Origin of the sequence: Paracoccus sp. J55, from assembly GCF_000513975.1 — a bacterium.
Lineage (GTDB): Bacteria > Pseudomonadota > Alphaproteobacteria > Rhodobacterales > Rhodobacteraceae > Paracoccus.
In genome coordinates this window covers 13,319-39,256 of the sequence record NZ_AZVA01000016.1, presented here as the reverse complement: position 1 = coordinate 39,256, position 25,938 = coordinate 13,319, and the positions used below count along the sequence as shown (strand labels likewise).

General features: G+C 68.9%; 24 protein-coding genes. 16 read left to right on the top strand and 8 right to left on the bottom strand.

Annotated features, from left to right (window positions below):
• Window positions 1-33: 33 nt before the first annotated feature.
• Window positions 34-462, bottom strand: a complete 429-nt coding sequence (locus PARJ55_RS0114380) for a VOC family protein (protein WP_028713675.1) — start codon at window positions 460-462, stop codon at window positions 34-36.
• Window positions 463-618: 156 nt separating this feature from the next.
• Between PARJ55_RS0114380 and thyX the strand changes: the two genes are divergently transcribed.
• Together thyX and PARJ55_RS0114370 are read left to right on the top strand one after the other, a co-directional pair.
• A complete protein-coding gene (gene thyX, locus PARJ55_RS0114375) occupies window positions 619-1,524 on the top strand; it encodes an FAD-dependent thymidylate synthase (protein WP_028713674.1) in 906 nt (301 codons plus the stop codon).
• 120 nt (window positions 1,525-1,644) lie between these two features.
• Window positions 1,645-2,631, top strand: a complete 987-nt coding sequence (locus PARJ55_RS0114370; RefSeq protein WP_028713673.1) for a BMP family protein — start codon at window positions 1,645-1,647, stop codon at window positions 2,629-2,631.
• Between the two features lie 20 nt (window positions 2,632-2,651).
• Here the strand turns inward: PARJ55_RS0114370 and PARJ55_RS0114365 are convergent, their stop codons facing one another.
• Window positions 2,652-3,434, bottom strand: a complete 783-nt coding sequence (locus PARJ55_RS0114365; RefSeq protein ID WP_028713672.1) for a 3-hydroxybutyrate dehydrogenase — start codon at window positions 3,432-3,434, stop codon at window positions 2,652-2,654.
• A gap of 396 nt (window positions 3,435-3,830) precedes the next feature.
• Between PARJ55_RS0114365 and PARJ55_RS0114360 the strand changes: the two genes are divergently transcribed.
• The 3 genes from PARJ55_RS0114360 to PARJ55_RS0114350 are packed head-to-tail and all read left to right on the top strand — an operon-like array spanning window position 3,831 to window position 6,156.
• Window positions 3,831-5,687, top strand: a complete 1,857-nt coding sequence (locus PARJ55_RS0114360) for an extracellular solute-binding protein (protein ID WP_028713671.1) — start codon at window positions 3,831-3,833, stop codon at window positions 5,685-5,687.
• Window positions 5,684-5,818 (top strand): hypothetical protein, encoded by a 135-nt coding sequence (locus tag PARJ55_RS24780; RefSeq protein WP_256380445.1) that lies wholly within the window; start codon window positions 5,684-5,686, stop codon window positions 5,816-5,818. The genes PARJ55_RS0114360 and PARJ55_RS24780 overlap by 4 nt, the downstream gene beginning before the upstream one ends.
• The gene (locus PARJ55_RS0114350; protein WP_028713670.1) at window positions 5,818-6,156 is read left to right on the top strand and encodes a hypothetical protein; all 339 of its coding nucleotides are present in this window, start codon (window positions 5,818-5,820) and stop codon (window positions 6,154-6,156) included. Before PARJ55_RS24780 ends, PARJ55_RS0114350 begins: the two co-directional genes overlap by 1 nt.
• A 349-nt stretch (window positions 6,157-6,505) precedes the next feature.
• Here PARJ55_RS0114350 and xth read toward each other — a convergent pair whose 3' ends face one another.
• Both xth and PARJ55_RS0114340 read right to left on the bottom strand, forming a co-directional pair.
• A complete protein-coding gene (gene xth / locus PARJ55_RS0114345) occupies window positions 6,506-7,291 on the bottom strand; it encodes an exodeoxyribonuclease III (RefSeq protein WP_028713669.1) in 786 nt (261 codons plus the stop codon).
• A 54-nt stretch (window positions 7,292-7,345) separates the two neighbouring features.
• Window positions 7,346-7,681, bottom strand: a complete 336-nt coding sequence (locus PARJ55_RS0114340; RefSeq protein ID WP_028713668.1) for an iron-sulfur cluster assembly accessory protein — start codon at window positions 7,679-7,681, stop codon at window positions 7,346-7,348.
• A gap of 72 nt (window positions 7,682-7,753) precedes the next feature.
• On the opposite strand from PARJ55_RS0114340, the gene PARJ55_RS0114335 reads away from it, so the two are divergent.
• A complete protein-coding gene (locus PARJ55_RS0114335) occupies window positions 7,754-8,890 on the top strand; it encodes a deoxyguanosinetriphosphate triphosphohydrolase (RefSeq protein ID WP_028713667.1) in 1,137 nt (378 codons plus the stop codon).
• A gap of 93 nt (window positions 8,891-8,983) precedes the next feature.
• Here the strand turns inward: PARJ55_RS0114335 and PARJ55_RS0114330 are convergent, their stop codons facing one another.
• On the bottom strand, window positions 8,984-9,337 hold the full coding sequence (locus PARJ55_RS0114330) for a DUF305 domain-containing protein (RefSeq protein WP_028713666.1): 354 nt from the start codon (window positions 9,335-9,337) through the stop codon (window positions 8,984-8,986).
• Window positions 9,338-9,407: 70 nt separating this feature from the next.
• The gene (locus PARJ55_RS0114325) at window positions 9,408-10,301 is read right to left on the bottom strand and encodes a DMT family transporter (RefSeq protein ID WP_028713665.1); all 894 of its coding nucleotides are present in this window, start codon (window positions 10,299-10,301) and stop codon (window positions 9,408-9,410) included.
• A 105-nt stretch (window positions 10,302-10,406) separates the two neighbouring features.
• Here PARJ55_RS0114325 and PARJ55_RS0114320 point away from each other — a divergent pair, with 105 nt between their 5' ends.
• The 6 genes from PARJ55_RS0114320 to PARJ55_RS0114295 all read left to right on the top strand — a co-directional run bounded on the left by PARJ55_RS0114320 (window position 10,407) and on the right by PARJ55_RS0114295 (window position 18,767).
• The gene (locus tag PARJ55_RS0114320; RefSeq protein WP_028713664.1) at window positions 10,407-10,829 is read left to right on the top strand and encodes an OsmC family protein; all 423 of its coding nucleotides are present in this window, start codon (window positions 10,407-10,409) and stop codon (window positions 10,827-10,829) included.
• A gap of 635 nt (window positions 10,830-11,464) precedes the next feature.
• Window positions 11,465-12,685, top strand: coding sequence for an efflux RND transporter periplasmic adaptor subunit (locus PARJ55_RS22185; protein ID WP_036698605.1), 1,221 nt, complete (start codon window positions 11,465-11,467; stop codon window positions 12,683-12,685).
• A gap of 1 nt (window position 12,686) precedes the next feature.
• The gene (locus PARJ55_RS0114310) at window positions 12,687-14,642 is read left to right on the top strand and encodes a MacB family efflux pump subunit (protein WP_028713663.1); all 1,956 of its coding nucleotides are present in this window, start codon (window positions 12,687-12,689) and stop codon (window positions 14,640-14,642) included.
• Between the two features lie 210 nt (window positions 14,643-14,852).
• On the top strand, window positions 14,853-15,983 hold the full coding sequence (locus tag PARJ55_RS0114305; protein ID WP_028713662.1) for a carboxylate-amine ligase: 1,131 nt from the start codon (window positions 14,853-14,855) through the stop codon (window positions 15,981-15,983).
• A 104-nt stretch (window positions 15,984-16,087) separates the two neighbouring features.
• Window positions 16,088-16,585 (top strand): superoxide dismutase family protein, encoded by a 498-nt coding sequence (locus PARJ55_RS0114300; protein ID WP_028713661.1) that lies wholly within the window; start codon window positions 16,088-16,090, stop codon window positions 16,583-16,585.
• 481 nt (window positions 16,586-17,066) lie between these two features.
• Window positions 17,067-18,767 carry an ABC transporter ATP-binding protein gene (locus tag PARJ55_RS0114295; protein WP_028713660.1) on the top strand — a complete coding sequence of 567 codons (1,701 nt, stop codon included), beginning with the start codon at window positions 17,067-17,069 and terminating at the stop codon, window positions 18,765-18,767.
• A 113-nt stretch (window positions 18,768-18,880) separates the two neighbouring features.
• Here PARJ55_RS0114295 and PARJ55_RS0114290 read toward each other — a convergent pair whose 3' ends face one another.
• Window positions 18,881-20,932, bottom strand: coding sequence for a TonB-dependent receptor domain-containing protein (locus tag PARJ55_RS0114290; protein ID WP_028713659.1), 2,052 nt, complete (start codon window positions 20,930-20,932; stop codon window positions 18,881-18,883).
• 150 nt (window positions 20,933-21,082) lie between these two features.
• Between PARJ55_RS0114290 and PARJ55_RS0114285 the strand changes: the two genes are divergently transcribed.
• The 4 genes from PARJ55_RS0114285 to PARJ55_RS0114270 are packed head-to-tail and all read left to right on the top strand — an operon-like array spanning window position 21,083 to window position 24,844.
• Entirely contained in the window at window positions 21,083-22,123 is a 1,041-nt protein-coding gene (locus PARJ55_RS0114285; protein ID WP_028713658.1) for a hemin-degrading factor, read from the top strand.
• Entirely contained in the window at window positions 22,120-22,998 is an 879-nt protein-coding gene (locus PARJ55_RS0114280) for a hemin ABC transporter substrate-binding protein (RefSeq protein ID WP_028713657.1), read from the top strand. Before PARJ55_RS0114285 ends, PARJ55_RS0114280 begins: the two co-directional genes overlap by 4 nt.
• Window positions 22,998-24,074 (top strand): iron ABC transporter permease, encoded by a 1,077-nt coding sequence (locus PARJ55_RS0114275; RefSeq protein ID WP_028713656.1) that lies wholly within the window; start codon window positions 22,998-23,000, stop codon window positions 24,072-24,074. Before PARJ55_RS0114280 ends, PARJ55_RS0114275 begins: the two co-directional genes overlap by 1 nt.
• Window positions 24,071-24,844 carry a heme ABC transporter ATP-binding protein gene (locus PARJ55_RS0114270; protein ID WP_084637870.1) on the top strand — a complete coding sequence of 258 codons (774 nt, stop codon included), beginning with the start codon at window positions 24,071-24,073 and terminating at the stop codon, window positions 24,842-24,844. The genes PARJ55_RS0114275 and PARJ55_RS0114270 overlap by 4 nt, the downstream gene beginning before the upstream one ends.
• On the opposite strand, the gene PARJ55_RS0114265 is transcribed toward PARJ55_RS0114270, so the two are convergent.
• A complete protein-coding gene (locus tag PARJ55_RS0114265; RefSeq protein ID WP_198019365.1) occupies window positions 24,772-25,929 on the bottom strand; it encodes an ABC transporter substrate-binding protein in 1,158 nt (385 codons plus the stop codon). The genes PARJ55_RS0114270 and PARJ55_RS0114265 overlap by 73 nt on opposite strands.
• Window positions 25,930-25,938 lie beyond the last annotated feature (9 nt).

Here is a 25,938-nt window from a genome sequence, read left to right as displayed (position 1 = left end):
TCCGCGCGGCGCTTTGCGCTTGCGGGCCGGCGCCTACCAGTGGCCGGTATTCTCCATGCTGGCCCAGGGTTCCTGCGGCGGCAGATGTTCGCCTTCCTGCAGCAATTCAATCGAGATGTTGTCGGGGCTGCGCACGAAGGCCATGTGCCCGTCGCGCGGCGGCCGGTTGATGGTCACGCCCGCATCCATCAGCTTCTGGCACATCTCGTAGATGTTCTCGACCCGATAGGCGAGATGGCCGAAATGCCGGCTGTCCGAGGGCAGGCCCTCGTCCCCGTCCCAGTTCCAGGTCAGTTCGACCGGGCATTCCGGCTGGCCGGGCGGCGCCATGAAGACCAGGGTGAAGCGCCCCTTCTCATTGTCGATGCGCCGCGTCTCCTCAAGCCCGAGCAGGCGGAAGAACGCCATCGTCTTTTCAAGATCGAGCACGCGGACCATGGTGTGCAGATAGCGGACCTTCATCGTCATCCCTTTCCCTTTCGTCGCCGCCAGACTGGCATGCCGGCGGCCTGACCGCAATGTGGGACGATTGGCTGCACCCGCCGCGCCCACACTGCCGGTTGATTGAATCACCCGTCGGTGCCACAAGATATGCCCAACAGCACGAAGGATTCCGCCATGCCCCTGACCCCCGAACAACAGGCCGAGATCGACGAGTTGCGCGCCCACCCGCGCCCCACCCTGCGCGCCGTCTCCGAGGGGATGGAGCGTCATCTCTACAAGGCGCATCCGGTGCTGGACCACGGGCTGGTGCGGGTCATCGACTACATGGGCGACGACGGCGCGATCACCCAGGCCGCGCGCGTGAGCTATGGCCGCGGCACCAAGTCGGTCAGCAATGACGAGGGGTTGATCCGCTATCTGATGCGGCACTGGCACTCGACCCCCTTCGAGATGTGCGAGGTCAAGTTCCACGTCAAGCTGCCGGTTTTCGTCGCCCGGCAATGGATCCGCCACCGCACCGCCAACGTGAACGAATATTCGGCGCGCTACTCGATCCTGGACCGCGAATTCTACATTCCGGCGCCCGAGCACCTCGCCGCGCAATCGACGGTGAACAACCAGGGCCGCGGCCAGGTGCTGGAGGGCGACGAGGCCGCCCGCGTCCTGGACCTGCTGCGCGAGGACGCGATGCGCAGCTATGACCATTACGAGGCGATGCTGAGCCAGGAAGGCCAGCAGGGTCTGGCACGCGAGCTGGCACGGATGAACCTGCCGGCGAATGTCTATACGCAATGGTATTGGAAGGTGGACCTGCACAATCTGTTCCACTTCCTGCGCCTGCGCGCCGATGCCCATGCGCAATACGAGATCCGCGCCTATGCCGAGGCCATCTGCGGCATCGTCCGGGACTGGGTGCCCTTCGCCTATGCCGCCTTCGAGGATTACCGGCTGGGCGGGGCGCAGCTTTCCGCCAGGGGCGTCGAGGTCTTGCGCCGCCGGCTGGCGGGCGAAGAGGTCACGCAGGAGAACAGCGGCATGAGCAAGGGCGAGTGGCGCGAGTTCGAGGCAGTCTGGGGGTGAACCGCGTTGCGACGATTTTCAATATTTCGTTGCGACAACCTCAAATTCCTGTGCGTTGACGCGACGTCATCCAAGACTTCCCCTGTCGGAACCCGAAGCCGATAAAGGACAGCGAACAGGATGAATACGACAATTCGGCTGGCTTTGGCCGCCTCGCTTCTGGCGAGCGGCGCCAGCCACGCCCGTGACGGCACGCTTTCGATCGCCATGCTCATTCCGGACAAGATCGACGATAACGGTTTCATGGAGGCCGGCTATAACGGCCTTCTGAAGATCGAGAAGCAGTTCGGCGCACAGATCGCCTATATCGATCAGGTGCAGCCGGAACAGGACCAGCTGGAACAGGCGCTGCGCACCCTGGCCCGGAAAACCCCCGACATGGTCATCGCCCATGGCGGCCAGAACAACGAGGCCGCCAGGGCCGTCGCTGCCGAGTTCCCGGAGATTCCCTTCGTCGTGGTCCAGGGCGGCGTCACCGGACCGAACCTGTCGAGCTACGAAGTGCTGCAGGAGCACAGCGCCTGGCTCGGCGGCGCGGCCGCGGGGCTGTTGACGCAGTCCGGCGTGGTCGGCCACATCTCGGGCATCCGGGTGACGCCGGGGCTGAAGGGGCGCGGCGGCTTTTACAACGGGCTGATGCATACCAGGCCCGACGCGAAATTCCTGACGATCTTTGCCGGCAACCAGGACGATACCAAACTGGCCGCGCGGGTGGCCAAGGCCCAGACCGACCAAGGCGCCGACATCATCTTCACCATGCTGAACGCCGGCCGCCAGGGCGCCACCGACGCCATGCGCGCAGCCGGCGCGAAGCAGATCGGCAATGTCATCGACTGGACCAAAGTCGAGCCCGATGTCTTCATCGCCTCGGCCATCGCCGATGTCAGCATTCCCAGCGTGCAGGCGGTGCAGGATCTGATGGACGGCACATGGAAGCCCGAAACCGTCAAGCATATGGGGCTGGAAAACCCCGAGGCGGTCTCGCTGACTCTGTCCGATGCCGTCCCGGCCGAGATCCGCAGCCAGATCGACACCCTGCGCGAGCAGATCGTAAAGGGAGAGATCGCGGTCTCGACCGAATATTCCGGGCCGGAACTGGAGATGTGACCAGCGGGTCGGGGCGGCGCCTAGAGCGCCGTCCACCCCCCGTCGACCGAAATCGTCGTACCGGTGATCTGCTCGGCCGCCGGCGAGCACAGGAAGACCGCCGTGCCGCCCATCTGCTCGACCGTGGCGAACTGCCCCGAGGGCTGGCGCTGCAGCATGACCTTGGCGATCACCTCCTCGCGGCTCATGTTATGGGTCTTCATCTGGTCGGGGATCTGCTTTTCCACGATGGGGGTCAGCACATAGCCGGGACAGATGGCGTTGCAGGTGATCGGCTCCTTCGCGGTCTCCAGCGCTGTCACCTTGGTCAGGCCGACAATGCCGTGCTTGGCCGCGACATAGGCCGACTTGTATTCGCTGGCCGTCAGACCGTGCGCCGAGGCGATGTTGATCACCCTGCCCCAGCCGGCCTGGCGCATCAGCGGCAGCGCCGCCGCCGTGGTGTGAAAGGCGGAGCTCAGGTTGATGGCGATGATCGCGTCCCATTTCTCGGCCGGGAAGTCCGGGATCGGCGCGACATGCTGGATGCCGGCATTGTTCACCAGGATATCGCAGGCGCCGGCCTTCTCGATCAGGGCGCGGCAGTCGGCGCCCTTGGACATGTCGGCCTGGATATAGCGCACCTTGACGCCATGCTCGGCGGCAAGGCTATCGGCCAGCGCGTGATCCTCGGCCGCGTCGGTGAAGCTGTTCAGCACGAGATCCGCGCCCGCCCGCGCCAGCTCATGCGCGATGCCAAGCCCGATCCCAGAATTGGAGCCCGTCACCACCGCCGTCTTGCCGCCAAGGAATTTCTCGAACATCGCCGCCTCCACGTCCGCGTTGCTGTTGCGGCCGCAGCATGGGGAAAAAGCCGGCGCCGCACAAGCTTGGACGCCAGGGGCCCGCGGGGCGCAGGAATCCGGCAAGACCGCACATTCCGTTCACTTTTTCGCGTGATCGATTCCCCCGGCCGGGGCGGACCCGTCCGGGACGGCGAACGGCCGGGAAAAGCCGCAAAATCCCCAAGAAAAAAGCGCCCGCACGAGGCGGGCGCAAGTCATGAGGCAGGTTTCATACAGGCAAGAAACCTATCGAGCAGTGCCTTATCTATACGCTTTTCCCCCCATGAGTCCAAGGCGTAAGTTTGCCTCATGGTGAACGGGCGGCTAATCTGCGCGCGGACAGGATCAACGACCCGGAAATCAGGGCAATCGAGCATGCGATTCTTCAAATTTACTAACGAATCCGCGATCTGGCGGCGAATCGCGCTGTGCCTGTGTGTTGCATCCATGCCGCTGGCAAGCCCTGCCGAACCCATGCATGCCATTGCAATGTATGGAGAACCTGCGCTGCCGCCCGGCTTCACCCACCTGCCCTATGCCAATCCCGAGGCGCCCAAGGGCGGCACGATTCGCCTGGCCGAGACGGGCAGCTTCGATTCGCTCAATCCGTGGATCCTGATGGGCAATCCGGTCTGGCCGATCTTCACCCAGCCGGGGCTGCTGGCCGAGTCGCTGATGACCCGCTCGATCGACGAGCCCTTCACGCTTTACGGCCTCCTGGCCGAAAGCGTCGAGACCGATGCCGAGCGCAGCTGGGTCGAATTCACCCTGCGGCCCGAGGCCCGGTTCTCGGACGGCACGCCGGTGACCATCGAGGACGTGCTGTGGTCCTATGAGGTGCTGGGGACCAAGGGGCATCCACGCTATACCGCCGTCTGGTCCAAGGTCGAGACCATGGAACAGACCGGCCCGCGCTCGGTCCGCTTCAGCTTCAACACCCCCGACCGCGAGCTGTCGATGCTGATGGGCATGCGGCCGATCCTGAAGAAGGCGCAATGGGAAGGGCGCGATTTCAGCCAGTCCAGCCTGATGGTCCCCATCGGCTCGGGTCCCTATGTCATCGACAAGGTGGATCCCGGCCGCGCGATCACCTTCCGCCGCAATCCGGACTATTGGGGGCGCAATCTGGCCGTCAGCCGGGGCCTGCATAATTTCGACGTGATCCGCTACGACTATTTCGGCGATGCCTCGGCCATGTTCGAGGCCTTCAAGGCCGGCGAGATCGATGTCTGGCGCGAGCTGGTCGCGGCGCGCTGGGACCGCGACTTCGATTTCCCCGCCATGCGCGACGGCCGGATGGTGAAATCCGAGATCCCGCACAGCCGCCCCTCGGGGATCATGGGGCTGGTGATGAACACCCGCAATCCGCTCTTCGCGGACTGGCGGGTGCGGCAGGCGATGATCGAGGCCTTCAACCACCGCTTCATCAACATGACGCTGACCGGCGGCAAGGACCCGCGCATCACCAGCTATTTCGCCAATTCCGAACTGGCGATGCAGCCCGGCCCGGCCAGCGGACGCGAGGCCGAGCTGCTCGCCCCCTTCGCGGACCAGCTGCCGCCCGGCACCGTTGACGGCTACGCCCTGCCCGAGGGCGGCGAGCGCGCCATCGACCGCAAGGGCATCCGCGCCGCGCTGGACCTGCTCGGCGAGGCGGGCTGGACCGTCCAGCAGGGCGAGCTGCGCGACGCCCAGGGCCGCCCCTTCAGCTTCGAGATACTGCTGAACCAGTCCGGCAGCGCCATGCGCACCAGCGCCGAGATGCGGCAGATCGTCGACATCTTCGTGCAATCGCTGCGCAACCTGGGCATCCGTCCCAAGGTGACGCTGCTCGATTCGGCGCAATATGTGGAACGCACCAACAACTACCAGTTCGACATGACCTGGTACGAGCGCGGGCTGTCGCTCTCGCCCGGCAACGAGCAGCGGCTTTACTGGGGTCGCGAGGGCGTGACCAAGCCGGGCAGCCGCAACTGGATGGGCATGGACAGCCCCGCCGCCGAGGCGATGATCGCCGAGATGGGCCAGGCCCGCACGCATGAGGGTTATGTCGCCGCGGTCAGGGCCCTTGACCGGATCTTAACCGCCGGACGCTATGTCATCCCGGTCAGCTATTCACGGATTTCCCGCTTGGCCCATCGCGCCGACCTGGATTATCCTGAAAACACGCCGCTTTACGGTGACTGGCCCGGCTTCATGCCAGAAACCTGGTGGCAGGAGGAAAGAGAATGAAATTCAGTCGGATCGCAACCGTCCTGATCGTCCTGGCGCTTGCCGCGTGCAATACCGTGGCCGGCGTCGGCGAGGACATCACCGGCGCCTCGCGCCTGGTTCAGGGCGGGCTTGGCGGAGGAGGCTACTGATGAAATGGGTGCACGTCCGCGACAACTGGCCCGCCTTCTTCGAGGCCATCGTCGAGAAATGGCCCACGGCCGATGAAAGCGACCTGGAGGAGATCGACGGCGACCAGCGCGCCTTCATCGCCTATATCGCCGAGGTCACGGGGCAGGAGATCGACGAGACCAAGGACGAGATCCGCGAATGGCTGGCGGGCGAGATCCCCTCGGACATCGTCATGGACCCGATCCACGACAATCATTCGATCAAGCTTTCCTCGAAATATGTCGGCGAGGGCGAGGACGAATATGACGACGACGCCCGGTTCGGCGATGACGACGAGGTCCCGGACGACGGCGACTGAGCACAGCCTTCGGCCGGCCCCGACGGGCCTGCCGCGCCGCGGGGCCCGGCCGCGATGATCCGGGGCGCGCGGACGGCTGGTCCCCCTCCTGACGGCTGGCCCCGTCCTGACGCGATCCGCCTTCCCATCGCCGCAGCGGCGAAAGCCGGGGCCGCACCGGCTCCGGAAGGCGGGAACCGCACCCGACCGCCAGCCGGGCCGAGCGTTCCTCGGCCAGCCCCATGCCCGGCGAGGCCGGCGGACCAGCGAGTCCACTCCTCCGGCGTTGCCCGGAATGCCCGCCCGGCTCCCGTTCTCCCAATACTCTCGGGGAGTACGGGGGCGAAGCGCCCCGGCTGCTCCAGGACCGTCAGGCGTCGAGGTCGATCCAGACCGGGACGTGATCGCTGGGCTTCTCCTTGGCGCGCTCGTCGCGGTCGATACCCAGGTCGATCAGCAGATCGGCGGCTTGCGGCGACAGCAGCACATGATCGATGCGGATGCCGTTGTCTCTCTGCCAGGCGCCCGCCTGGTAGTCCCAGAAGGTGAAGGGGCCGCGCGTGCCGTCCGGATGGCGCAGGCGCACCGCATCCGCCCAGCCGTCGAAGACGATCCGGCGCAGCGCGGCACGGCTTTCGGGCTGGAACAGCGCGTCGTCCCGCCATTTCTCGGGAAAGGCGGCGTCGCGCGGCTCGGGGATGACGTTGTAGTCGCCCAGCATCACCGCCGGCATCTCGGTCGCCAGCAGCGCCTTGGCCCGGGCGCGCAGCCGCTCCATCCAGGCCAGCTTGTAGTCGAATTTCGGCCCCGGCTGCGGGTTGCCGTTCGGCAGGTAGAGCCCGGCGACGCGCAGGGCGCGGTGGCCCACCACCGTCGCCTCGATATAGCGGGCCTGCTCGTCGCCGTCGTCGCCCGGCAGGCCGCGGCTCACATCCTCAAGCGGCTGCTTCGACAGGATGGCGACGCCGTTGAAGCCCTTCTGGCCATGCGTCTCGATGTTGTAGCCCAGATCGGCGATCGGCTCGCGCGGGAAGCCCTCGTCCTGGCACTTGATCTCCTGCAGCACGACCACGTCGGGCTGCGCCTCGGAAAGCCAGCCGGTCAGGGTTTCGATGCGGGCGCGGACGCCGTTGATGTTGAATGTCGCGATCTTCATGCGTGCGAGACTAGCGGGCCGCGCCGGTTCGCGCCAGATCAGATCGGGGCCGGATCAGATCGAGAAGGAGGTGCCGCAGCCGCAGGACGAACTGGCATTCGGGTTGTCGATGGTGAAGCGGGCGCCGATCAGCTCGTCCGCGAAGTCGATGACCGCGCCGGCCAGGAAGGGCAGCGAGACCGGATCGACCACCACGCTCTGGCCGCCGCCCTGCAGCACCAGATCGTCCTCGGCCGGGTCGTCCAGCCGGATGTCGTATTGAAAGCCCGAGCAGCCGCCGCCCGCCACCGCGACCCGCAAGGGCCGGGCGGGGCCGTCGCCATTGATCTCGGCCAGGCGCGCAAAGGCGCGCTCGGTGACCCTGGGGGGCAGGTTCAGACCTGTGTTCATGGGGCGTTCCCGTTTCCGTCGTCCGGCATGGAATATAGGGTTCGCCGCGAAGCCCCGCAAGGAAGCGACGAGATGATGGCACCCTATGCCTGCCAGCCCGAAGAAAGCCGCGGCCGCCGCTGGCCCGAGCGCATGTCCACCTTCCGCAGCCCCTGGCAGCGCGACCGCGACCGCATCATCCATTCCAGCGCCTTTCGCCGGCTGAAGCACAAGACCCAGGTCTTCGTCGAGCACGAGGGCGACTATTACCGCACCCGCCTGACCCATACGATCGAGGTGGCGCAGGTCGCCCGCACCATCGCCGGCACGCTGGGGCTGAACACCGACCTGGCCGAGACCGTGGCGCTCGCCCATGACCTGGGCCACCCGCCCTTCGGCCATACCGGCGAGGATGCTCTGGCGGCGCTGATGGCGCCCTATGGCGGCTTCGACCACAATGCCCAGGCGCTGCGCATCGTGACCCGGCTGGAACGGCATTACGCGGATTTCGACGGGCTGAACCTGACCTGGGAAAGCCTCGAGGGCATCGCCAAGCACAACGGGCCGGTGACGGGCGATCTGCCCTATGCGCTGGCCGAGGTGAACGCCGAATGGGACCTGGAGCTGCACAGCAATGCCAGCGCCGAGGCCCAGGTCGCGGCGGTGGCCGACGACGTGGCCTATAACCACCACGACCTGCATGACGGGCTGCGCGCCGGGCTGTTCACCGAGGAGGATCTGGCGCAGCTGCCGGTGGTGGGCGAGGCCCTTGCCGAGGTCGACGCGCTGCATCCCGGGCTCGAGCCGATGCGGCGGCGGCACGAGGCGCTGCGCCGGGTCTTCGGCATCATGGTCGAGGACGTGATCGCCGTGGCGCAGAACCGCCTGGCCAGCCTGCAGCCGCAGAGCGTGCAGGAGATCCGCGACATGGAGGGGCCGATCATCCGCTTCTCCAAGCCGCTCTACCAGAATCTCAAGGCGATCAAGCTGTTCCTGTTCCAGCGCATGTATCGCGCCCCCTCGGTGGTGATCGAGAGGAAGCGCGTGACCGAGATGCTGAACGGGCTGTTTCCGCTGTTCCTGAACGACCCCTCGAAGATGCCCGAGCATTGGTTCACGGCCGCCGAGGCCGCCGGGGACGAGACCGGCCGGGCGCGGGTAGTGCTGGATTACGTCGCCGGCATGACCGACCGCTTCGCCATCCAGGAGGCGCAGCGCCTGCTGGGCTGAGGGAAGGGGGGGCTTTGCCCCCCGCCGGCCCTGCCCCTCGCCGGGGGCCGGGCCGGCTCCCCCCAGGATATTTGGGCAAGAAAGAAGGGCGTGCTATTCGGCCGTGTCGTGTTCCTGCAGCCATTGCCGCATCATCTCGATCTCGGCCTGCTGAGCGTTGATGACCTCTTCGGCCAGCTTGCGGACCTGCGGGTCCTGGCCGTGTTCCAGCGCGACCCGGGCCATGTCTATGGCGCCCTGGTGATGCGGGATCATGCCGCGCATGAAATCGACGTCGGCATTGCCGCTGTAGTCGATCATCATGTCCTGATGCATCCGCTCCATCGCCTGCCGGTAGCCGGCGGTCGAGGGGCTGTCGTCATGCCCGGCGTGATCCCCGGCCGAATGGTCCTGGGCGACGGCGGGCAGGGCGATCAGCGCGGCAAGGGTGAAGGTGGCGAGGCGCATGGCTTTCTCCTGTCGTGGCAACGCGCCAGAGAGAAGCGCGGCAGGGCGCCGGGGGCAAATGACAAACCCGTCAGCGCAGGAAGATCAGCGCCATGCCCAGCACCGCCAGCAGCGCCCCGGCCCAGGAGGTCGCCGAGGGCCGCGCCCCGATCATCGCCCAGAGCACCGGCAGGATCAGCACCGGCGACAGCGCCGAGAGCGTCGAGACGATGCCGACCTTGCCGCCCTGCAGCGCAAACATCAGCAGCGTCATGCCGATCACCATGGCGATCAGGCCCGACAGCGCGGTCAGCAGCAGCACGCGCGGCGTCGGGGCCGCGCGCGGCTGCACCGCGCGGATCGGCAGGGCCATCAGTAGGGCCAGGCAGGCGACCGCCACGCCCACCCGCACCAGCGAGGCGACATAGGGATCGAATCCCGTCGCCATCACCGGCCGCGCGATCAGCGATCCCAGCGCCTGCCCCGCCGCCGCCATGAGCCCGAAGCCCGCCGCGACCCAGACCGAGCCCTGCACCGCCTCGAACCGGTGCCCGCCCGAGCGGCCGGGCCGGCCCAGCACCGCCATGGCCACGCCGAGGGTGGACAGCATTACCCCCAGAACCGCCGGCAGCGACAATTGCTCGCCCAGGGCCAGCCAGCCCATCAGCGCCGCCATCGGAGCGTTCAGGGCGAAGAGCGCCCCCGAGCGCCTTGGTCCCAGCCGGATCAGCGCGACGTAAAGCAGCGTATCGCCCAGGAAGATGCCGATCACGCCCGAGAGCGACAGCCGCCAAAGGTCCTCGGCCGAAATGCCCTGCCAGCGCCCGGTGGCGACCACGATCGCCGCCAGCATGGCCGCGACCATGGCCTGGCGCAGCCGGTTGAAGCCGAAGGCCCCCAGCGCCTGCGCCGCCGATTGCGACAGGATGCCGGTGATGGCCCAGCAGGCCGCCGCGCCCAACGCCGCAAGTTCATGCACCGGCATGCGGTTTTTTCTCCCCCTCGTTCTGCACGGGATAGGCCGGCGATTGAACCCGCGCAAGGGATCGCGCGTTCAGCCGGCAGGTCACGGCAGAAAAGGAGAACGGCGATGATCGTGAATTCCGGTTCGGCGAAATGGGAGGGCGGGCTCAAGGACGGCAAGGGGGCGCTGTCCACCAAGTCCGGGGCGCTGAGCAACCAGCCCTATGGCTTCAACACCCGCTTCGAGGGGCTGCCCGGCACCAACCCCGAGGAACTGATCGGCGCGGCCCATGCCGCCTGCTTCAGCATGGCGCTGTCGATGATCCTGCAGGAGGCGGGGATCGGCAATGTGAAGATCGAGACCACCTCGGAGATCGGGCTGGCCAAGGAGGGCGACGGTTTCGCCATCAAGACCGCGCATCTGAACACCCGGATCTGGGGCGACGGCGACAAGGCGGTGATCGAGGACTGCGCCCGCAAGGCCGAAAAGGGCTGCCCGGTCAGCAAGGTGCTGAATGCCGAGGTGACCATGGACGTGACGGTGGGCTAGGGCCGGGAGGCCGGAACGCAATCCCGCGAGGGTGCGCGGCGCGAGTCGCGTCCCCGCCCCGTGGGTGATTCCGCCATCCGGCAACTGCCGCGGCATATGGCAGCTGGACGGCCATGCCTCCTGCAACTGCGGCGCCAGGACGGCGGCAATGCCGGCTGGCGGACGGCCAGGGGCGGGGCGAGCTTCACCCGGCCGGGCCGCTTGCCGTCGTCACCACCGCTGTCGAGAATCTGCCCGGTTTTCGAAGCTCGGACGGGCGGGACGATCCACCCGGAGCGGGAGCCAGCTACGGCGCGACCTCGGGCGGCAGGCAGCGTCGACCTTGCCGCGGGTCTCGCCGGCCGAAGCGTCGCGCGCATTCGGAAACCCTCGGCGGCTGCGCCGGGCTGGACAGGAATCGCCTTCGAGGGCGGGCCGCGGCCATGCCCCGGCGGCTCGGGGCGACGACGGGCATCGAGCCCGCGGCCGGGCGCTGTCCCGACAGCACGGAAAGATGACCGATTTGATACAATTGCGCAGTCGCGCAGGGCGGCCGCGCGCGCTACAAGCGCGCGAAGCGGCGCCCGGCGCCCGGTGCGTCTTCATCCTTGTCGCCCGGCGCGCAGGCGGTCCGGCCGACTGTCATGGAGCATCGCATGCGCAAGCCTGTCGCCCTTGTCCTGATCCTTGCGGCCCTGGCCGCGGTTCTGGCCGTTCTCGCCGGCCTGGCCGAAGGAAAATCCGCAACTCCGAATTATCTGAGCGCCCGGGTCAGCCGCGGCGATGTCGAGGTTTCGGTCCTGGCCGAGGGGCGGCTGAAGCCGCAGAACCTCGTCGCCGTGGGGGCGCAGGTCTCGGGGCGGATCACGGAACTGGCGGTGGGGCTGGGCCAGCGGGTGGAGCAGGGCGACCTGATCGCCCAGATCGACTCGGTCCAGCAGGCGAACGAATTGCGCACCGCCAAGGCCGCCCTGGCCAATCTCAGGGCGCAGATGGCCGAGCGCCAGGCCGTGCTGACGCTGGCGGAAAAGACCATGGAGCGCCAACAGAGCCTGATCCGCTCGGCCGCCGCCGCGCGCAGCAGCTTCGAGAGCGCCGAGCAGGAGGTCGAGGTCGCCCGCGCCCAGATCGCCGCGCTTGAAGCGCAGATCGCCCAGGCCGAGGTCGCCATCGAGATCGCGCAGACCAATCTCGACTATGCCCGCATCACCGCGCCCATCGACGGCACCGTGCTGGCGATCGTCAGCCAGGCCGGGCAGACGGTGAACGCGGTGCAATCCTCGCCCACCATCGTGGTGCTGGGGCAACTGGATCGCATGGACGTGCATGCCGAGATCTCGGAGGCGGATATCGGCAAGGTGCAGGCCGGCCAGAAGGTGCGCTTCGTCCTGCTCGACGACAGCGGCAGCAGCTACGAGGGCGTGCTGGCCTCGATCGCGCCGGCGCCGCAGAGCATCGTCAACGACGGCGCCATCCAGGGCGGCAGCACCGACAGCAGCAGCACCGCGATCTATTACACCGGCATCATCCCGGTGGCCAATCCCGACGGCCGGCTGCGCAGCTACATGACCGCGCAGGTCAGCATCATCCTGGGCGCGGCGCAGGACGTGCTGACCATCCCCGCCAATGCGCTTGGCCGGCGCAACCCGGACGGCAGCCACGAGGTCCGGGTGCTGGCCGAAGGCGGCGGGATCGAGACCCGGAATGTCCGGATCGGCCTGAACGACAAGGTGGTGGCCGAGGTGGTCTCGGGCCTTGACGAGGGCGAGCGGGTGATCACCGGCGAGCCGGGGGCCGGCCCGGCAACAGGCGCGGGCTCGGGCGGCGGCGCCGGCCGCAGCGGCCGGGGGCGCATGATGGGTCCGCTGGGTGGCTGAGATGGGCGCCCCGCTGATCCGGCTGCGCGGCATCGGCCGCGCCTACCCTTCGGGCGAGGGCAGGCTGCAGGTGCTGCAGGACATCGATCTCGACATCGCGCGGGGCGAGTTCGTGGCCATCATGGGCGCATCGGGCTCGGGGAAATCGACGCTGATGAACATCCTGGGCTGCCTCGACCGGCCCAGTTCGGGCAGCTACCTCTTGGACGGGCGCGAGGTGGCGCAGCGCGATTCCGGCGCGCTGGCCGCGCTGCGCCGCGAGTTCTTCGGCTTCATCTTCCAGCGCTACCACCTGCTGGCCGAGATGACGGCGCTGGGCAATGTCGAGGTGCCGGCGATCTATCGCGGCCTGCCCGCCGAATCGCGCCGCGCCAAGGCCCGCGCCCTGCTGGACCGGCTGGGCCTGGGCGACCGGCTGGGCCACAAGCCGGGCCAGCTGTCGGGCGGCCAGCAGCAGCGGGTCTCGATCGCCCGGGCGCTGATCAACGACGCGCGGGTGATCCTGGCGGACGAGCCGACCGGGGCGCTGGACAGCCGCAGCGGCGACGAGGTGCTGGGCATTCTCGAACAGCTGAACGCCGAGGGCCGCACCGTGGTCATCGTCACCCACGACCCGAAGGTCGCGGCGCGGGCGCATCGCGTGGTCGAGATCGCCGACGGCCGCATCATCGCCGACCGCCGGCCCCCGCGCACCGCGCCCGCACCCGCCACCCCGCCGTCCCCCGGGGAAGCCGGCGGGGCCGGCCGCGCCGCCGCCCCGGTGCTGGGCCGGCTGGCCGAGGCGCTGCGCATGGCGGTGCTGGCCATGCGCGCCCACAAGCTGCGCAGCTTCCTGACCATGCTGGGCATCATCATCGGCATCGCCTCGGTGGTCTCGGTGGTGGCGCTTGGCGAGGGGTCGCGCCGGCAGGTGCTGCAAAACATCGCCGGGCTGGGCACGAACACGCTGCAGATCATGCCGGGGCGGGATTTCGGCGACATGCGCTCGGGGCGGGTGACGACGCTGGTCATGGCGGACGGCGCGGCGCTGGCGCGCCAGCCCTGGGTCGCCTCGGTCAGCCCGACGGTCAGCACCAGCCAGACCCTGCGCCACGGCGCCACCGAGGCCAGCGCCCAGATCAGCGGCGTGGGCGAGCAGTATTTCGACGTGGCCGGCATCAGGCTGACCGAGGGCCGCGCCTTCGACGCCGGCGACGTGGCCGCGATGACCCAGAACGTGGTCATCGACCAGAACACCCGCCAGAGCCTGTTCGGCGACGGCCAGGCGCTGGGGCGGACCTTCATGGCGGGCAAGGTGCCCTTGCGGGTGATCGGCGTGGCCGAGGTGCAGAACCGCGGCCCCGGCGGCAGCACCAGCCTGGGGGTCTATGCGCCCTATACCACGGTGCAGGCGCGCTATCTGGGCACCACCAGCGTCAGCGGCCTGACGCTGCGGGTGGCCGACGAGGTGGACATGGCGCTGGCCGAGCAGTCGGTGACCGAGATCCTGATCCAGCGCCACGGCAGCAAGGATTTCTTCATCGTCAACAACGACCAGATCCGCGAGGCCATCACCTCGACCACGCAGACGCTGGCGCTGCTGATCGCGGCGATCGCGGTGATCTCGCTTCTGGTCGGCGGCATCGGGGTGATGAACATCATGCTGGTCTCGGTCACCGAGCGCATCGGCGAGATCGGACTGCGCATGGCGGTCGGCGCCCGGCGCGGCGACATCCGCGCGCAGTTCCTGATCGAGGCGGTGCTGGTCTGCGTCATCGGCGGCGCGGCGGGCATCCTGGCCGCGCTCGGCTTCGGCCTGGCCTTCGAGCGGCTGAGCAGCGATTTCACCCTGGTCCATTCGCCGCTGGCGATGGCGGCGGCGCTGGCCAGTTCCTGCGGCATCGGGCTCGTCTTCGGCTACCTCCCCGCCGTGAACGCCGCCAAGCTCGACCCCGTCGCGGCGCTGGCCAAGGGGTAGGATCGGCGCCCCGGTCGCCGGCCGCGCCCGTGCCCGCATGGCAACAGCGGCGACGCTATCGAAGGCATGGCGGCTCCGTTCGGCCGGCCTGCGCCATGCGGATCGGGGCCGCGCGACCGCCCGACCGGCCGCGCCGGGCCAAGCCGCCGGAACAGACCGCCCCCCTGCCCGGTTAAGGCCGGTAAACTCCTGACAAGGAAAGGGCCTGCCATGGCGGAAGACATCCCGTTCTCTCTGGGCATCGAAGAGGAATACCTGCTGGTCGATGCCCGGACCGGCGAGGTGCGCGAGGCCCCCGACGCGCTGGTCGCGGCCTGCAAGGCCGAGCTGGCCGATCAGGTCAGCCAGGAATTCCTGCGCTGCCAGATCGAGATCGGCACGCCCGTTTCCGCCGATGTGGCCGAGGCGCGCGCGCATCTGGCCCGGCTGCGCGGCAGCATCGCGCGGCAAGCCGCCGAATTCGGCCTGGCGCCGATCTCGGTCGCCTGCCATCCGGTCGCCGACTGGCGCGACCAGGACCATACCGACAAGGACCGCTACAACCGGATCTCGCAAGAGATGGGCGGTGTGGCGCGGCGCATGCTGATCTGCGGCATGCATGTCCATGTCGGCATTCCCGACCAAGCCATGCGCATCGACCTGATGAACCAGCTGTCCTGGTTCCTGCCGCATCTGCTGGCGCTTTCCGCCTCCAGCCCGTTCTGGCAGGGCGAGGATACGCTGCTGGCCTCGTATCGCACCACGGTCTTTGCCGGCTATCCCCGCACCGGCCTGCCGCCGCGCCTGGGCAGCTGGGACGAGTTCGAGCGTTCGGTCAAGGCGCTGACCGAGGTCGGCATCATCGAGGACGGCAGCAAGATCTGGTGGGACCTGCGGCCCTCGTCGCGCTTTCCCACGCTTGAGACCCGGATCTGCGACGCCTGCCCGCGGCTGGACGACACGATGACCCTGGTGGCGCTGGTGCAGGCGACGGTGCGCATGTTGTGGCGGCTGTCGCGGAAGAACCTGCGCTGGCGGCAATACGACAATTTCCTGCTGGGCGAGAACCGCTGGCGCGCGATCCGCTACGGGCTGACCGAGGGGCTGATCGATTTCGGCACCCGGCGCATCATCCCCTTCGACCAGACCGCCGAGGACTGGCTGGCCGCGATCTCCGAGGATGCCGATGCGCTGGACTGCCAGCCGGCCGTGGCCGGGATGCGCGACATGATCGCGCGCGGCTCGGCCGCCGAACAGCAGCGGGCCGTCTTCGCCGCCGCACTGGCCGCCGGCGCCACGCGCGAGGAAGCCTTTCGCGAGGTCGTTCTGTGGCTGATCGAGGCGTTTCGCAGCGACCTGTAAAGCCGGGCATGCCGCGGCGGCGGGGGCGGCGATTTCCCCGCCGCCGGGAACAAAGCCGGCAGGCGCGGGTTGCCTCGGCGACATCGACTGGACAGGAGGACGCGATGAAACGATCCCTGATGCTGCTTGGCCTTGCCCTGCTGCCGGCCGCGGCGCAGGCGCAGGACGCCACGGCGAAATTCCTCGACGCCCAGGGTCAGGAGGCCGGATCGGCGACCTTGACCGCGACCCCGAACGGCGTGCTGATCGAGGCCGAGGTGACCGGCCTGCCGCCCAGCAGCTGGCTTGCCTTCCACATCCACGAAACCGGGACATGCGACCACAGCACCGGCCACGAATCCGCCGGCGGGCATTTCAACCCTTCCGGGACGCCGCATGGCGTGCTGGCCGAAGGCGGCCCGCATGCCGGCGACATGCCCAATATCTGGTCCGATGCCGAGGGCACGGCGCGCGTCCAGGTCTTCAACCCCCTGGTCACCCTGGCCGAGGGCGAGAATGCCGTCCAGGGCCGGGCGCTGATGGTCCATGCCGGCCCCGACGACCACCAGACCCAGCCCAGCGGCGGCGCCGGCGACCGGCTGGCCTGCGCGGTGATCGAATAGGCCGGCATCGCGCGGCGCAGCGCGAGCTGCGGCGCGCGCCCTCTCCTTTCCGCCCCCCCCGCCGGGGTTCCCGGACCGGCCGAAGCGCGGGCCGCCGCAGCGACCGCCACGGGCCAGGGCGACGGTTTCCGCCGCCGCGAGGCCCGACGATGGCCCCCCGAAACGGCGGGCGCCCGCGTGCGGCAAGCCTCGCGCCGAGGGCCTTGCTTCTGGCGCCATGCCCTGAAATCGCGGTCCTCGCCAGGCGCGGCCGCACCCCAGCGGCGCGCGAGGAACCGAGGTGCTTCCCCTTGCCCTCCGAATATGTCACGGACGGGGTTGCAGCGCCGTCATCGCCATGCGCCGGTCCGCGGGCCGGCGCCTGGGCGACGGGCTCTGCCGGCCGGGCGCGAGCCGCGGCCCGGGCCGATGCGGGCGCTGCGCCGCGCGGATGCGGTCCGGCCGTCTTCCGTGCCTGACGAAGGGATATGAAGGGACTGCCATGCTGCGCGCATTCTTCGCCTATTATCGCCCCTGGATGGGGCTCTTCTGGCTGGATTTCGGCTGCGCGGTGCTGTCTGGCCTGTTGGAGCTGGCCTTTCCGCTGGCCGTCACCGCCTTCATCGACCACCTGCTGCCCAGGGGCGATTGGGGGCTGACCATGCTGGCGGCGGCGGGGCTGCTGGGGCTTTACGCGCTGAATGCCGGGCTGATGGCGATCGTCACCTATTGGGGCCACAAGCTGGGCATCAATATCGAGACCGAGATGCGCGCCCGCGCCTTCGACCACCTGACCCGGCTGTCCTGGCGCTGGTATGACCGCGCCCGCACCGGCAAGCTGGTCGCCCGCGTCACCCGCGACCTCGAGGAGATCGGCGAGGTCGCCCATCACGGCCCCGAGGATGCCTTCATCGCCATCATGACCTTCTTCGGCGCCTTCGCGCTGATGTTCGCGATCAACCCGCAACTGGCGCTGATCGTGGCGCTGGTGGTGCCGGCGATGCTGGCGCTGGTCATCGTCTATGGCGGCCGCATGACCCGGACCTGGCAGGCGATCTATTCCCGCGTCGGCGATTTCAACGTCCGCCTGGAAGAGGCGCTCGGCGGCGTCCGCGTCGTGCAGGCCTTCGGCAACGAGGCGCATGAATCCGGGCTTTTCGCCACCGACAACCAGCGTTACCGCGCCGCCAAGCTCGACGCCTATCGCATCATGGCCGGCTCGCTGGCGCTGCAATACATGGGGCTGCGGCTGGTGCAGGTCGTGGTCATGGTGGCGGGCGCCGGCTTCGTGCTGGCGGGCGAGCTGACCACCGGCGGCTTCGTCGGCTTCCTGCTGCTGGTCGGCGTCTTCTACCGGCCGCTGGAAAAGATCGCCGCGGTGATCGAGACCTATCCGCGCGGCATCGCCGGCTTCCGCCGCTATCAGGAGCTGCTGGCGACCGAGCCCGAGATCCGCGACGCCCCGGACGCCGTCCCCGCCCCGGCGCTGAAGGGCGACATCCGCTTCGAGGGCGTCAGCTTCGCCTATGACGGCGACCGCCCGATCCTGCGCGATATCGACCTGACCATCCGCGCCGGCGAGACGGTGGCCTTCGTCGGCCCTTCGGGGGCCGGCAAGACCACGCTGCTGGCGCTGCTGCCGCGCTTCTACCAGCCGACGCGGGGCCGCATCAGCGTGGACGGCATTGCGCTGGACCAGATGCAGCTGCACAGCCTGCGCCGCCAGATCGGGCTGGTCAGCCAGGACGTGTTCCTGTTCGGCGGTACGCTGCGCGAGAACATCGCCTATGGCCGCCTGGGCGCCTCGGACGCCGAGATCCTCGATGCGGCGCGGCAGGCCCAGCTTGGCCCGCTGATCGAAAGCCTGCCCGAGGGGCTGGGCACCGTGGTCGGCGAGCGCGGCGTGATGCTGTCGGGCGGGCAGAAGCAGCGCGTGGCCATCGCCCGGGCCTTCCTGAAGAACCCGCCGATCCTGATCCTGGACGAGGCGACCTCGGCGCTGGACAGCCAGACCGAGCGCGAGATCCAGTCGGCGCTGGACGCGCTGGCCGTGGGGCGCACCACCCTGGTCATCGCGCATCGGCTGGGCACCATCCGCCATGCCGACCGCATCGTCGTCATGCAGGAGGGCCGCATCGTCGAGGCAGGCGAGCACGGCGCGCTGATCGCCAAGGGCGGTGTCTACGCCCGGCTTGCGGGGTGATCGCGCAGCGGAAGCGTCGCGGCGGAGTATTTGAAAAACGGTGAAGACCGGGCGCCGGAAAGGCGGCCGGCCTTGCGGGCCGGTCGCCATGCCCCCGGTGCCGGCAGGGCGGATCAGAAGCTGCGCGAGACCGACAGCTTGACATTCCGCCCCGGCGCCGGGCCGCTGAGCCAGGAGGCCGGCGTGTAGTCGCGGTCGGCGATGTTGTCGATGCCCATATGCACCTCGATCCCGGCCGCGGCCCCGGATTGCGGCGCCCAGGTGGCAAAAACGTCATGCACGCCATAGCCGGCGCGATGCGTGCCATCCGCCTTGTCGCGACCCCTGGCCAGCGTGCTGCGCAGCCCCAGCCGCCAGGCATCGCCGGCCTGCCAGATCGCCTGCAGCGTCACCCGGTCGTTGGGCAGCGTGTCGAGCACCGTGCCGTCCTGATCCTCGCCCTCGACCACCGAGACCGCGGCGCCGAACTCCCAGGCGTCGCGCGTATAGCTGGCCTCCAGCTCGCCGCCCCGCAGATAGGCGCGGTCGATATTGGTGAAATGGGCCGCCGGTCCCGCGCCCGAGCGGGCGATCATGTCGGTGATGTGATTGCGGAACAGCGTAAGCTTCATCACCGCCTCGTCGCCCTCGGCAAACAGCCCATTGCCGCGATAGGAGATCCCGGCTTCGAGGTTCTTGCCCTTCTCGTCCTTCAGGTTCGGGTTCGGCGCCGTCGCCATCGAGCCGTCGTAGAGCTCGTCCACCGTCGGCATCCGGTTCACGAAGGCGACGGAGCCGAAGACCGACCACTGCCCGTCCAGTCTGTAGATCGCCGCGACCTGCGGCTCGACCGCCTCGAAGCTGCGCTCTTCGGCGGCGAAGCCGACGGTGTCCTTGGGCTCGGTGCGCTGCCTTTCGTAGCGCAGGCCCGAATTGACCCTCAGCCTGTCCCAGGTCACTTCCGAGAGGGCATAGACCCCCCAGGCGCGGGTGAAGCCCTCGGGATGCGAGGCCGAGGGCACGCTGGACGACCGATCCTGCTTGAGCAGCTCGAAGCCGGTGGTCAGGGCGTGATCATGGCCGGCGCCCGACAGGTCGGCCACGTTGGCCAGCTTGAACTTCCACAGGCGATAGTCGCGCCGCCCCAGCAGCGAGGGCATGATCGGCTCGTCCGGGTCGTCGCCCTGCCGCACGTCCTTCATGGTGTTGGTATAGGACAGCGTGGCCGTCACATCGACATAGCGGTTGTCGTCCGGGTTCCAGCCCCAGATCAGCCGCGCGGTCTGGTCGCGGGTGGTGATGTCGCCGACGCCCCAGCCGGAGAAGCCCGGGAACAGCCCCACCTGCGCCCCTTCCAGCTGGTTGAAGTCCTGGTTCTCGCCCTTGGCCTCCAGATGCTGGTAGGAAAAGGCGACATGGTGATCCCCGAAGGTCTTCCTCGCCTTCAGCAGCAGGTTCGGCGTCCTGGAGTTCGAGCGGATGCTGGTATTGCCCTCTGCATCCTTGGTATCGCCCAGCTTGCGCCAGGCAAAGGCGGCGAGCGCCTCGAAATCCTCGGCCGGGCGCCAGCCGAGCGCGACGCTGCCCAAGGCCGTGTCGGGGTTGCTGGCATAGCCCAGCTTGGCCTTGCCGCCGAAGCTCTGGCCCTCGGCGATCAGGTCGCCGGCCTCGATCGTCTCCATGGCGATCACCCCGCCGAGGGCGCCCGAGCCGTAAAGCGTGGATGAGCCGGGGCCGCGCAGCACCTCGACCTGGCGCAGGAAGTCCGGCTCGACGAAGAGCGCGCCCTGGCGGTAGGATTCGAAATATTTCTCCTCGCCGTCGATCAGCTGGACGATCCCGGATTCCGAGGCCGCGGCGCCCGAGGAACCGAAGCCGCGGATGTTGAAGCCCTGGCCGAAGAAGCTGCCCGACCCGACGCCGGCAACCCCCGGCACCGTCGCCAGAACCTCGCCGATATGCACCGGCTCGATATCCGCAAGCTGCTGGCCGTCCACGACCGAGACCGATTGCGGCACCTCGGACGCCACCTTGGGCTTGCCGGCGCGCAGCACGATCTGGTCCAGCACATAGGCGGGCCGCGCGGCCTCGGCACGTTCCTGCGCCTGCAGCGGAAGGGTCAGGCTCAAGGCGGTCAGGCAGGTGGTTCCGGCCAGAAACGCGCCGCGAATTCTGTGGCGTGACATGTGATCCCCGTCGTCATCTCGTGAAACTGTTCGCTGGCCACGGGGCTGGCATCTTGCGCGGGGTAAAATAATCTTAGTAAAACTGTCAATGATTCCTTGCGCATCGCCCCGGGTCGAACCGGGCGTGCAGCAGCAGCGAAAGGCACCGCGATGACCAAGCATTCCCCGGCGGATCTGCGCCGCATCCAGGCCGAGGACAGCGGCCGCTCCTATGACCTGGCCGAACGGCTGGGCGTCCCCGAGGCCGCGCTGGTCGCGGCGCGGGTCGGCCATGGCGCGACCCGCATCAACCCCCTGCCCGGCCGGCTGATCCCGCAGGTGCAGGCCCTGGGCGAGGTGATGGCCCTGACCCGCAACCGGTCCTGCGTGATCGAGAAGCTCGGCACCTACAACGATTTCCACGATGGCGAACATGCCGCCATGACCCTGGACCCCGAGATCGACCTGCGCATCTTTCCGCGCCACTGGCTGCATGCCTTCGCCGTCGAATCCGAGGTCGGGACCGCCAGCCGCCGGTCGATCCAGGTCTTCGACGCGGCGGGCGACGCGGTCCACAAGATCCACCTGCGCGAGGGCTCGGACCTGACCGCCTGGGAAACGCTGCGTCGCGACCTGGCGCTGCCGGACCAGTCGGACGCGGGCCGCTTCGAGCCGCGGGCGCCGGTCGAGCCGCCGAAGGCCAGCGCCGAGCGCGCCGAGGCGCTGCGCCGGGAATGGGCGGCGATGACCGACACGCATCAGTTCAACATCCTGATCCGCCGGCTCAAGATGAACCGGCTGGGCGCCTATCGCCTCGCCGGGGCGCCGCTGGTGCGGCCGCTGGCGGTCGGGGCCGTCCCCGCCCTGCTGGAGCGCGTCCATGCCGGGGGCCTGGGAGTGATGTTCTTCGTCGGCAACATGGGCTGCATCGAGATCCATTCCGGACCCATCCATTCGCTGAAGCCCATGGGGCCATGGCTGAACGTCATGGACCCGCGCTTCAACCTGCACCTGCGCGGCGATCACGTCGCCGAGGTCTGGGCGGTGGACAAGCCCACCAAGCGCGGACCGGCGATCTCGGTCGAGGCCTTCGACGCCGAGGGGGCGCTGATCTTCCAATGCTTCGGATTGCGCCCGGAAAAGGGCGGCGATGCCGAAGAATGGGCGGCGCTGGTCGCCGACCTGCCGGCGCTGGCCGAGGCCGCGGCATGAAACGGCTGGCGCTGGCGCTGATCCTGCTGGCCGGCCCGGCCTTGGCGGACAGCCATCCCGAGGCGCGGCGCGTGCTGTCCCTGGGCGGCTCGGTGACCGAGATCGTCTATGCGCTTGGCGAGGAATCGCGGCTGATCGGCCGCGACACCACCTCGAACTGGCCGCCCGAGGCCAATGCCCTGCCCGATGTCGGCTATGTGCGCGCGCTGTCGCCCGAAGGCGTGCTGTCGGTCGGGCCCGACCTTATCGTCGCCGAGGACGGCGCCGGGCCGCCCGAGGCGGTCGCGGTGCTGAAATCGGCCGGGGTGGCCTTCGTCAGCGTCGAGGAACGCTATGATGCCGAGGGCGTGCTGGACAAGGTCGATGCGGTCGCCGAGGCGCTCGGCGTGCCCGACAAGGGCCGCGTGCTGCACGAGAAGCTGGCGGCGGACCTGCGGGCGGCCCTGGGCCGGGCGCAGGCGGTGACGGGCGAGCCGAAAAAGGTGCTGTTCGTGCTGTCCCTGCAGGGCGGGCGGGTCATGGCCGGCGGCGCCGACACGGCGGCGGACGGCATCATCCGGCTGGCCGGGGCGCGCAACGCCATGCCGGGCGTCCAAGGCTACAAGCCCGTCACCGACGAGGCGGTGATCGAGGCCGCGCCCGACGTGATCCTGATGATGCGGCGCGGCGACGCGCAGGCGGACGCGGATGCCAATGGCGGCAGCAGCCATACGGCGGCGAAACAGGCGGTGCTGGCCGTGCCGGCGCTGGCCCAGACCCCGGCGGGACGCGACGGGGCGGTGGTGATGATGGACGGGCTGAAACTGCTGGGCTTCGGCCCGCGCACCGGCGAGGCCGCGGTCGAGCTGCACGACCTGATCTATGCGGGGTCGTGATGGCGGCCCTGTCGCCCGAACTGCGCCCCCAGCGGCTGGACGGAGACCGCAGCCACCGCGCCCGCCGGCTGGGGCTGTTCCTGGCGCTGCTTCTGGCCGTGGTGGCGGTGGTCTCGCTGGGCTGGGGCGCCTCGGGGACCTCGCTCATGCGGGCGGTCTCGGACCTGCTGGCGGGGCGCGAGCTTGCGATGCAGGACCGGGTGGTGCTGCTGGACATCCGCCTGCCGCGCGTGGTGATGGGCATCTTCGTCGGCGCCTCGCTGGCGGTCTCGGGCGCGGTGATGCAGGGGCTGTTCCGCAACCCGCTGGCCGATCCGGGCATCGTCGGCGTCAGCTCGGGCGCCTCGCTGGGCGCGATCCTCGCCATCGTGCTGGGCGGCGCGCTCCCGGGCTGGGTCGCGGCGTTCTTCGGCTGGTATCTGGTGCCCGTCGCCGCCTTCATCGGCGGCTGGCTGACCACCATGGCGCTTTACCGCATCGCCACCCGGCGCGGGCGCACCTCGGTCGCGACCATGCTGCTGGCCGGAATCGCGCTGGGGGCGATCATGGCGGCGCTGTCGGGGCTGGTGATCCTGCGCGCCAATGATCGCGAGCTGCGCGACCTGACCTTCTGGGGGCTGGGCTCGCTGGCCGGGGCGAACTGGCCCAAGCTCTTGGCCGGGGCGCCGATCATGGCGCTGGCGCTGATCTCCGCCCCTTGGCTCGCGCGCGGCCTGAACGCGCTGGCGCTGGGAGAGGCGGCGGCCGGCCATGTCGGCATCCGCGTGCAGAAGGTCAAGAACCGCGCCATCCTGACCGTGGCGGGGGCCACCGGCGCCGCCGTCGCCGTCTCGGGCGGCATCGGCTTCGTCGGCATCGTCGTGCCGCATCTGCTGCGGCTGGCCAGCGGACCGGACCACCGCTGGCTGCTGGTCAACTCGGCGCTTCTGGGCGCGGTGACGCTGCTTCTGGCCGACATGGTCAGCCGCACCGTCATCGCCCCGGCCGAACTGCCCATCGGCATCGTCACCGCCATCATGGGCGGGCCGTTCTTCCTGTGGATCCTGCTGCGCAACCGCGGAGTGCTGGACCTGTGAGCCTGATCGCCGCCGACATCCATGTCAGCCTTGGCCGCAAGCCGATCCTGCACGGCGTCTCGATCACGGCGCGGGCGGGCGAGATCACCGCCATCGTCGGGCCGAACGGCTCGGGCAAGACCACGCTGCTGCGCAGCCTGACCGGAGAGCTGCCTTGCCGGGGCCGCATCACCCTGAACGGGCAGGACATGGCCCGCATGACGCCCGAGGAGCTGGCGCGCCGGCGGGGCGTGCTGCCGCAGGCGGCGGCGCTGTCCTTTCCCTTCACCGTGGCCGAGGTTGTGCGCATCGGCATCGAGGCGCGCGGCGAGCACGCCGATGCGCTGGTGCCTCGGGCACTGGCGGCGGTCGATCTGGCGGGCTTCTCCGGCCGGCTTTATCAGGAGCTTTCGGGCGGCGAGCAGCAGCGGGTGCAGCTGGCGCGCGTGCTGGCGCAGGTTTGGCAGCCGCTGGAGGCCGACGGCCCGCGCTGGCTGATGCTGGACGAACCGGTCAGCAGCCTCGACATCGCGCATCAGCTGACGGTGATGCGGCTTGCCGCCGGCTACGCGCAGGCGGGCGGCGGCGTGGTGGCGGTCATGCACGACCTGAACCTGACCGCGCTTTTCGCCCAGAAGCTGGTGCTGATGAAAGGCGGCCGCGTGCTGTGCCAGGGCCGCCCCGAGGAGGTGCTGACCGACGAGGCGCTGTCGCATGCCTATGGCTGTTCGTTGCGGGTCAATGCCGTCCCCGAGGCCGGTGTCTGGGTTTTGCCGCATGCGGCGGCCTGAAAGCCCGGGATCTGGCACCTGTCGGGAATGGTATTGATGCGGAACAGCATGGTCAGCAGCGGCGACGAGGCCTCGGAAGGGAAATGGGCGCGATAGATGCGCTCGACGGTCCGGTCGGCGAACATGCTGTAGATGGCCCAGTTCATCTGGCGCGGAAACTCGGCATGATTGTGCGACGACATGATCAGCGCATAGGGCTCGTAACTGGCCGCGCCCTTGGCCGCCTGGCTGTCGCAGGTGGTGTCGGCCGGCTTTTCCGCCGCTTCCGCCGCCTTTTCCTGTTGGTTCTTCTGGTTCGCCACCTGCCCTGACGAGCTCGGGGCGTCAGAACCTGTCTTCGGGGCCGCGCCGCCCGCCGCCTTCTCCGCCTGCCGGGCGATCATCGCGCGCACGATCTCGGCATCGCCGTAATAGCGGTCCAGCTTGCCCTCGCAGAAAGCGGCGGCCGCCAACTGGTGCGAATCAAACTCTTCGGAACGCACCTTGACGTCCTGGCGCAGCATCGTCTCGGGCAGTTCCTGCTGGAGCACCGCCTCGATGGTCGCGCCCCGGACGAAACCCCAGACCTCCTCGCGCACCGGCGGCGCGGCATCCGCCGCCTTGCTGTCCTTGGGCGCATAGAGCAGCATCCGGAAAGTCTCGCCCAGCCAGTTGGGAGTGACGGGTTCCTTGGGAGGCTCTTCCGGGGGCTTCGCGGCGCGGCGTCCGCGCAGCTTTTCGCCCGGCTCGAAATAGGTGCCGTTGGCGATGAAGATGATCGGCGAGAAGGACAGCGATTCCACCAAGGATTTCTCCGTGATGTCCTTCGTTGGTTTCTCCCGGGCTTCCTTCTTGAGAGATGGCACCGTGTGGTAAATACGGTCCAGGGTGATGGTCGTGGGATCGCACAGCAGGTCAATGGTCTTGGAACCCAGGTCCAGGAACTGCGTGCGCCCGTCGGCATTCAGCTGCTCGGTCACGAAATGATAGCCGGCCCGCGTGACGGCCGCGATGCAAAGATCCCACAGGAAGCCGACATAGGTGTTGTCACGGGCGTTGCGGGACACGAAGGGCGGCACGTCGTCGCGCACGCCGATGACGATCACCTCTCGCGC

What these genes read in the sequence shown, in the direction of transcription:
- PARJ55_RS0114380 (WP_028713675.1), bottom strand. Translation starts at nt 462, where the DNA reads ATGAAGGTCCGCTATCTGCACACCATGGTCCGCGTGCTCGATCTTGAA.
- thyX (WP_028713674.1), top strand. Translation starts at nt 619, where the DNA reads ATGCCCCTGACCCCCGAACAACAGGCCGAGATCGACGAGTTGCGCGCC.
- PARJ55_RS0114370 (WP_028713673.1), top strand. Translation starts at nt 1,645, where the DNA reads ATGAATACGACAATTCGGCTGGCTTTGGCCGCCTCGCTTCTGGCGAGC.
- PARJ55_RS0114365 (WP_028713672.1), bottom strand. Translation starts at nt 3,434, where the DNA reads ATGTTCGAGAAATTCCTTGGCGGCAAGACGGCGGTGGTGACGGGCTCC.
- PARJ55_RS0114360 (WP_028713671.1), top strand. Translation starts at nt 3,831, where the DNA reads ATGCGATTCTTCAAATTTACTAACGAATCCGCGATCTGGCGGCGAATC.
- PARJ55_RS24780 (WP_256380445.1), top strand. Translation starts at nt 5,684, where the DNA reads ATGAAATTCAGTCGGATCGCAACCGTCCTGATCGTCCTGGCGCTTGCC.
- PARJ55_RS0114350 (WP_028713670.1), top strand. Translation starts at nt 5,818, where the DNA reads ATGAAATGGGTGCACGTCCGCGACAACTGGCCCGCCTTCTTCGAGGCC.
- xth (WP_028713669.1), bottom strand. Translation starts at nt 7,291, where the DNA reads ATGAAGATCGCGACATTCAACATCAACGGCGTCCGCGCCCGCATCGAA.
- PARJ55_RS0114340 (WP_028713668.1), bottom strand. Translation starts at nt 7,681, where the DNA reads ATGAACACAGGTCTGAACCTGCCCCCCAGGGTCACCGAGCGCGCCTTT.
- PARJ55_RS0114335 (WP_028713667.1), top strand. Translation starts at nt 7,754, where the DNA reads ATGATGGCACCCTATGCCTGCCAGCCCGAAGAAAGCCGCGGCCGCCGC.
- PARJ55_RS0114330 (WP_028713666.1), bottom strand. Translation starts at nt 9,337, where the DNA reads ATGCGCCTCGCCACCTTCACCCTTGCCGCGCTGATCGCCCTGCCCGCC.
- PARJ55_RS0114325 (WP_028713665.1), bottom strand. Translation starts at nt 10,301, where the DNA reads ATGCCGGTGCATGAACTTGCGGCGTTGGGCGCGGCGGCCTGCTGGGCC.
- PARJ55_RS0114320 (WP_028713664.1), top strand. Translation starts at nt 10,407, where the DNA reads ATGATCGTGAATTCCGGTTCGGCGAAATGGGAGGGCGGGCTCAAGGAC.
- PARJ55_RS22185 (WP_036698605.1), top strand. Translation starts at nt 11,465, where the DNA reads ATGCGCAAGCCTGTCGCCCTTGTCCTGATCCTTGCGGCCCTGGCCGCG.
- PARJ55_RS0114310 (WP_028713663.1), top strand. Translation starts at nt 12,687, where the DNA reads ATGGGCGCCCCGCTGATCCGGCTGCGCGGCATCGGCCGCGCCTACCCT.
- PARJ55_RS0114305 (WP_028713662.1), top strand. Translation starts at nt 14,853, where the DNA reads ATGGCGGAAGACATCCCGTTCTCTCTGGGCATCGAAGAGGAATACCTG.
- PARJ55_RS0114300 (WP_028713661.1), top strand. Translation starts at nt 16,088, where the DNA reads ATGAAACGATCCCTGATGCTGCTTGGCCTTGCCCTGCTGCCGGCCGCG.
- PARJ55_RS0114295 (WP_028713660.1), top strand. Translation starts at nt 17,067, where the DNA reads ATGCTGCGCGCATTCTTCGCCTATTATCGCCCCTGGATGGGGCTCTTC.
- PARJ55_RS0114290 (WP_028713659.1), bottom strand. Translation starts at nt 20,932, where the DNA reads ATGTCACGCCACAGAATTCGCGGCGCGTTTCTGGCCGGAACCACCTGC.
- PARJ55_RS0114285 (WP_028713658.1), top strand. Translation starts at nt 21,083, where the DNA reads ATGACCAAGCATTCCCCGGCGGATCTGCGCCGCATCCAGGCCGAGGAC.
- PARJ55_RS0114280 (WP_028713657.1), top strand. Translation starts at nt 22,120, where the DNA reads ATGAAACGGCTGGCGCTGGCGCTGATCCTGCTGGCCGGCCCGGCCTTG.
- PARJ55_RS0114275 (WP_028713656.1), top strand. Translation starts at nt 22,998, where the DNA reads ATGGCGGCCCTGTCGCCCGAACTGCGCCCCCAGCGGCTGGACGGAGAC.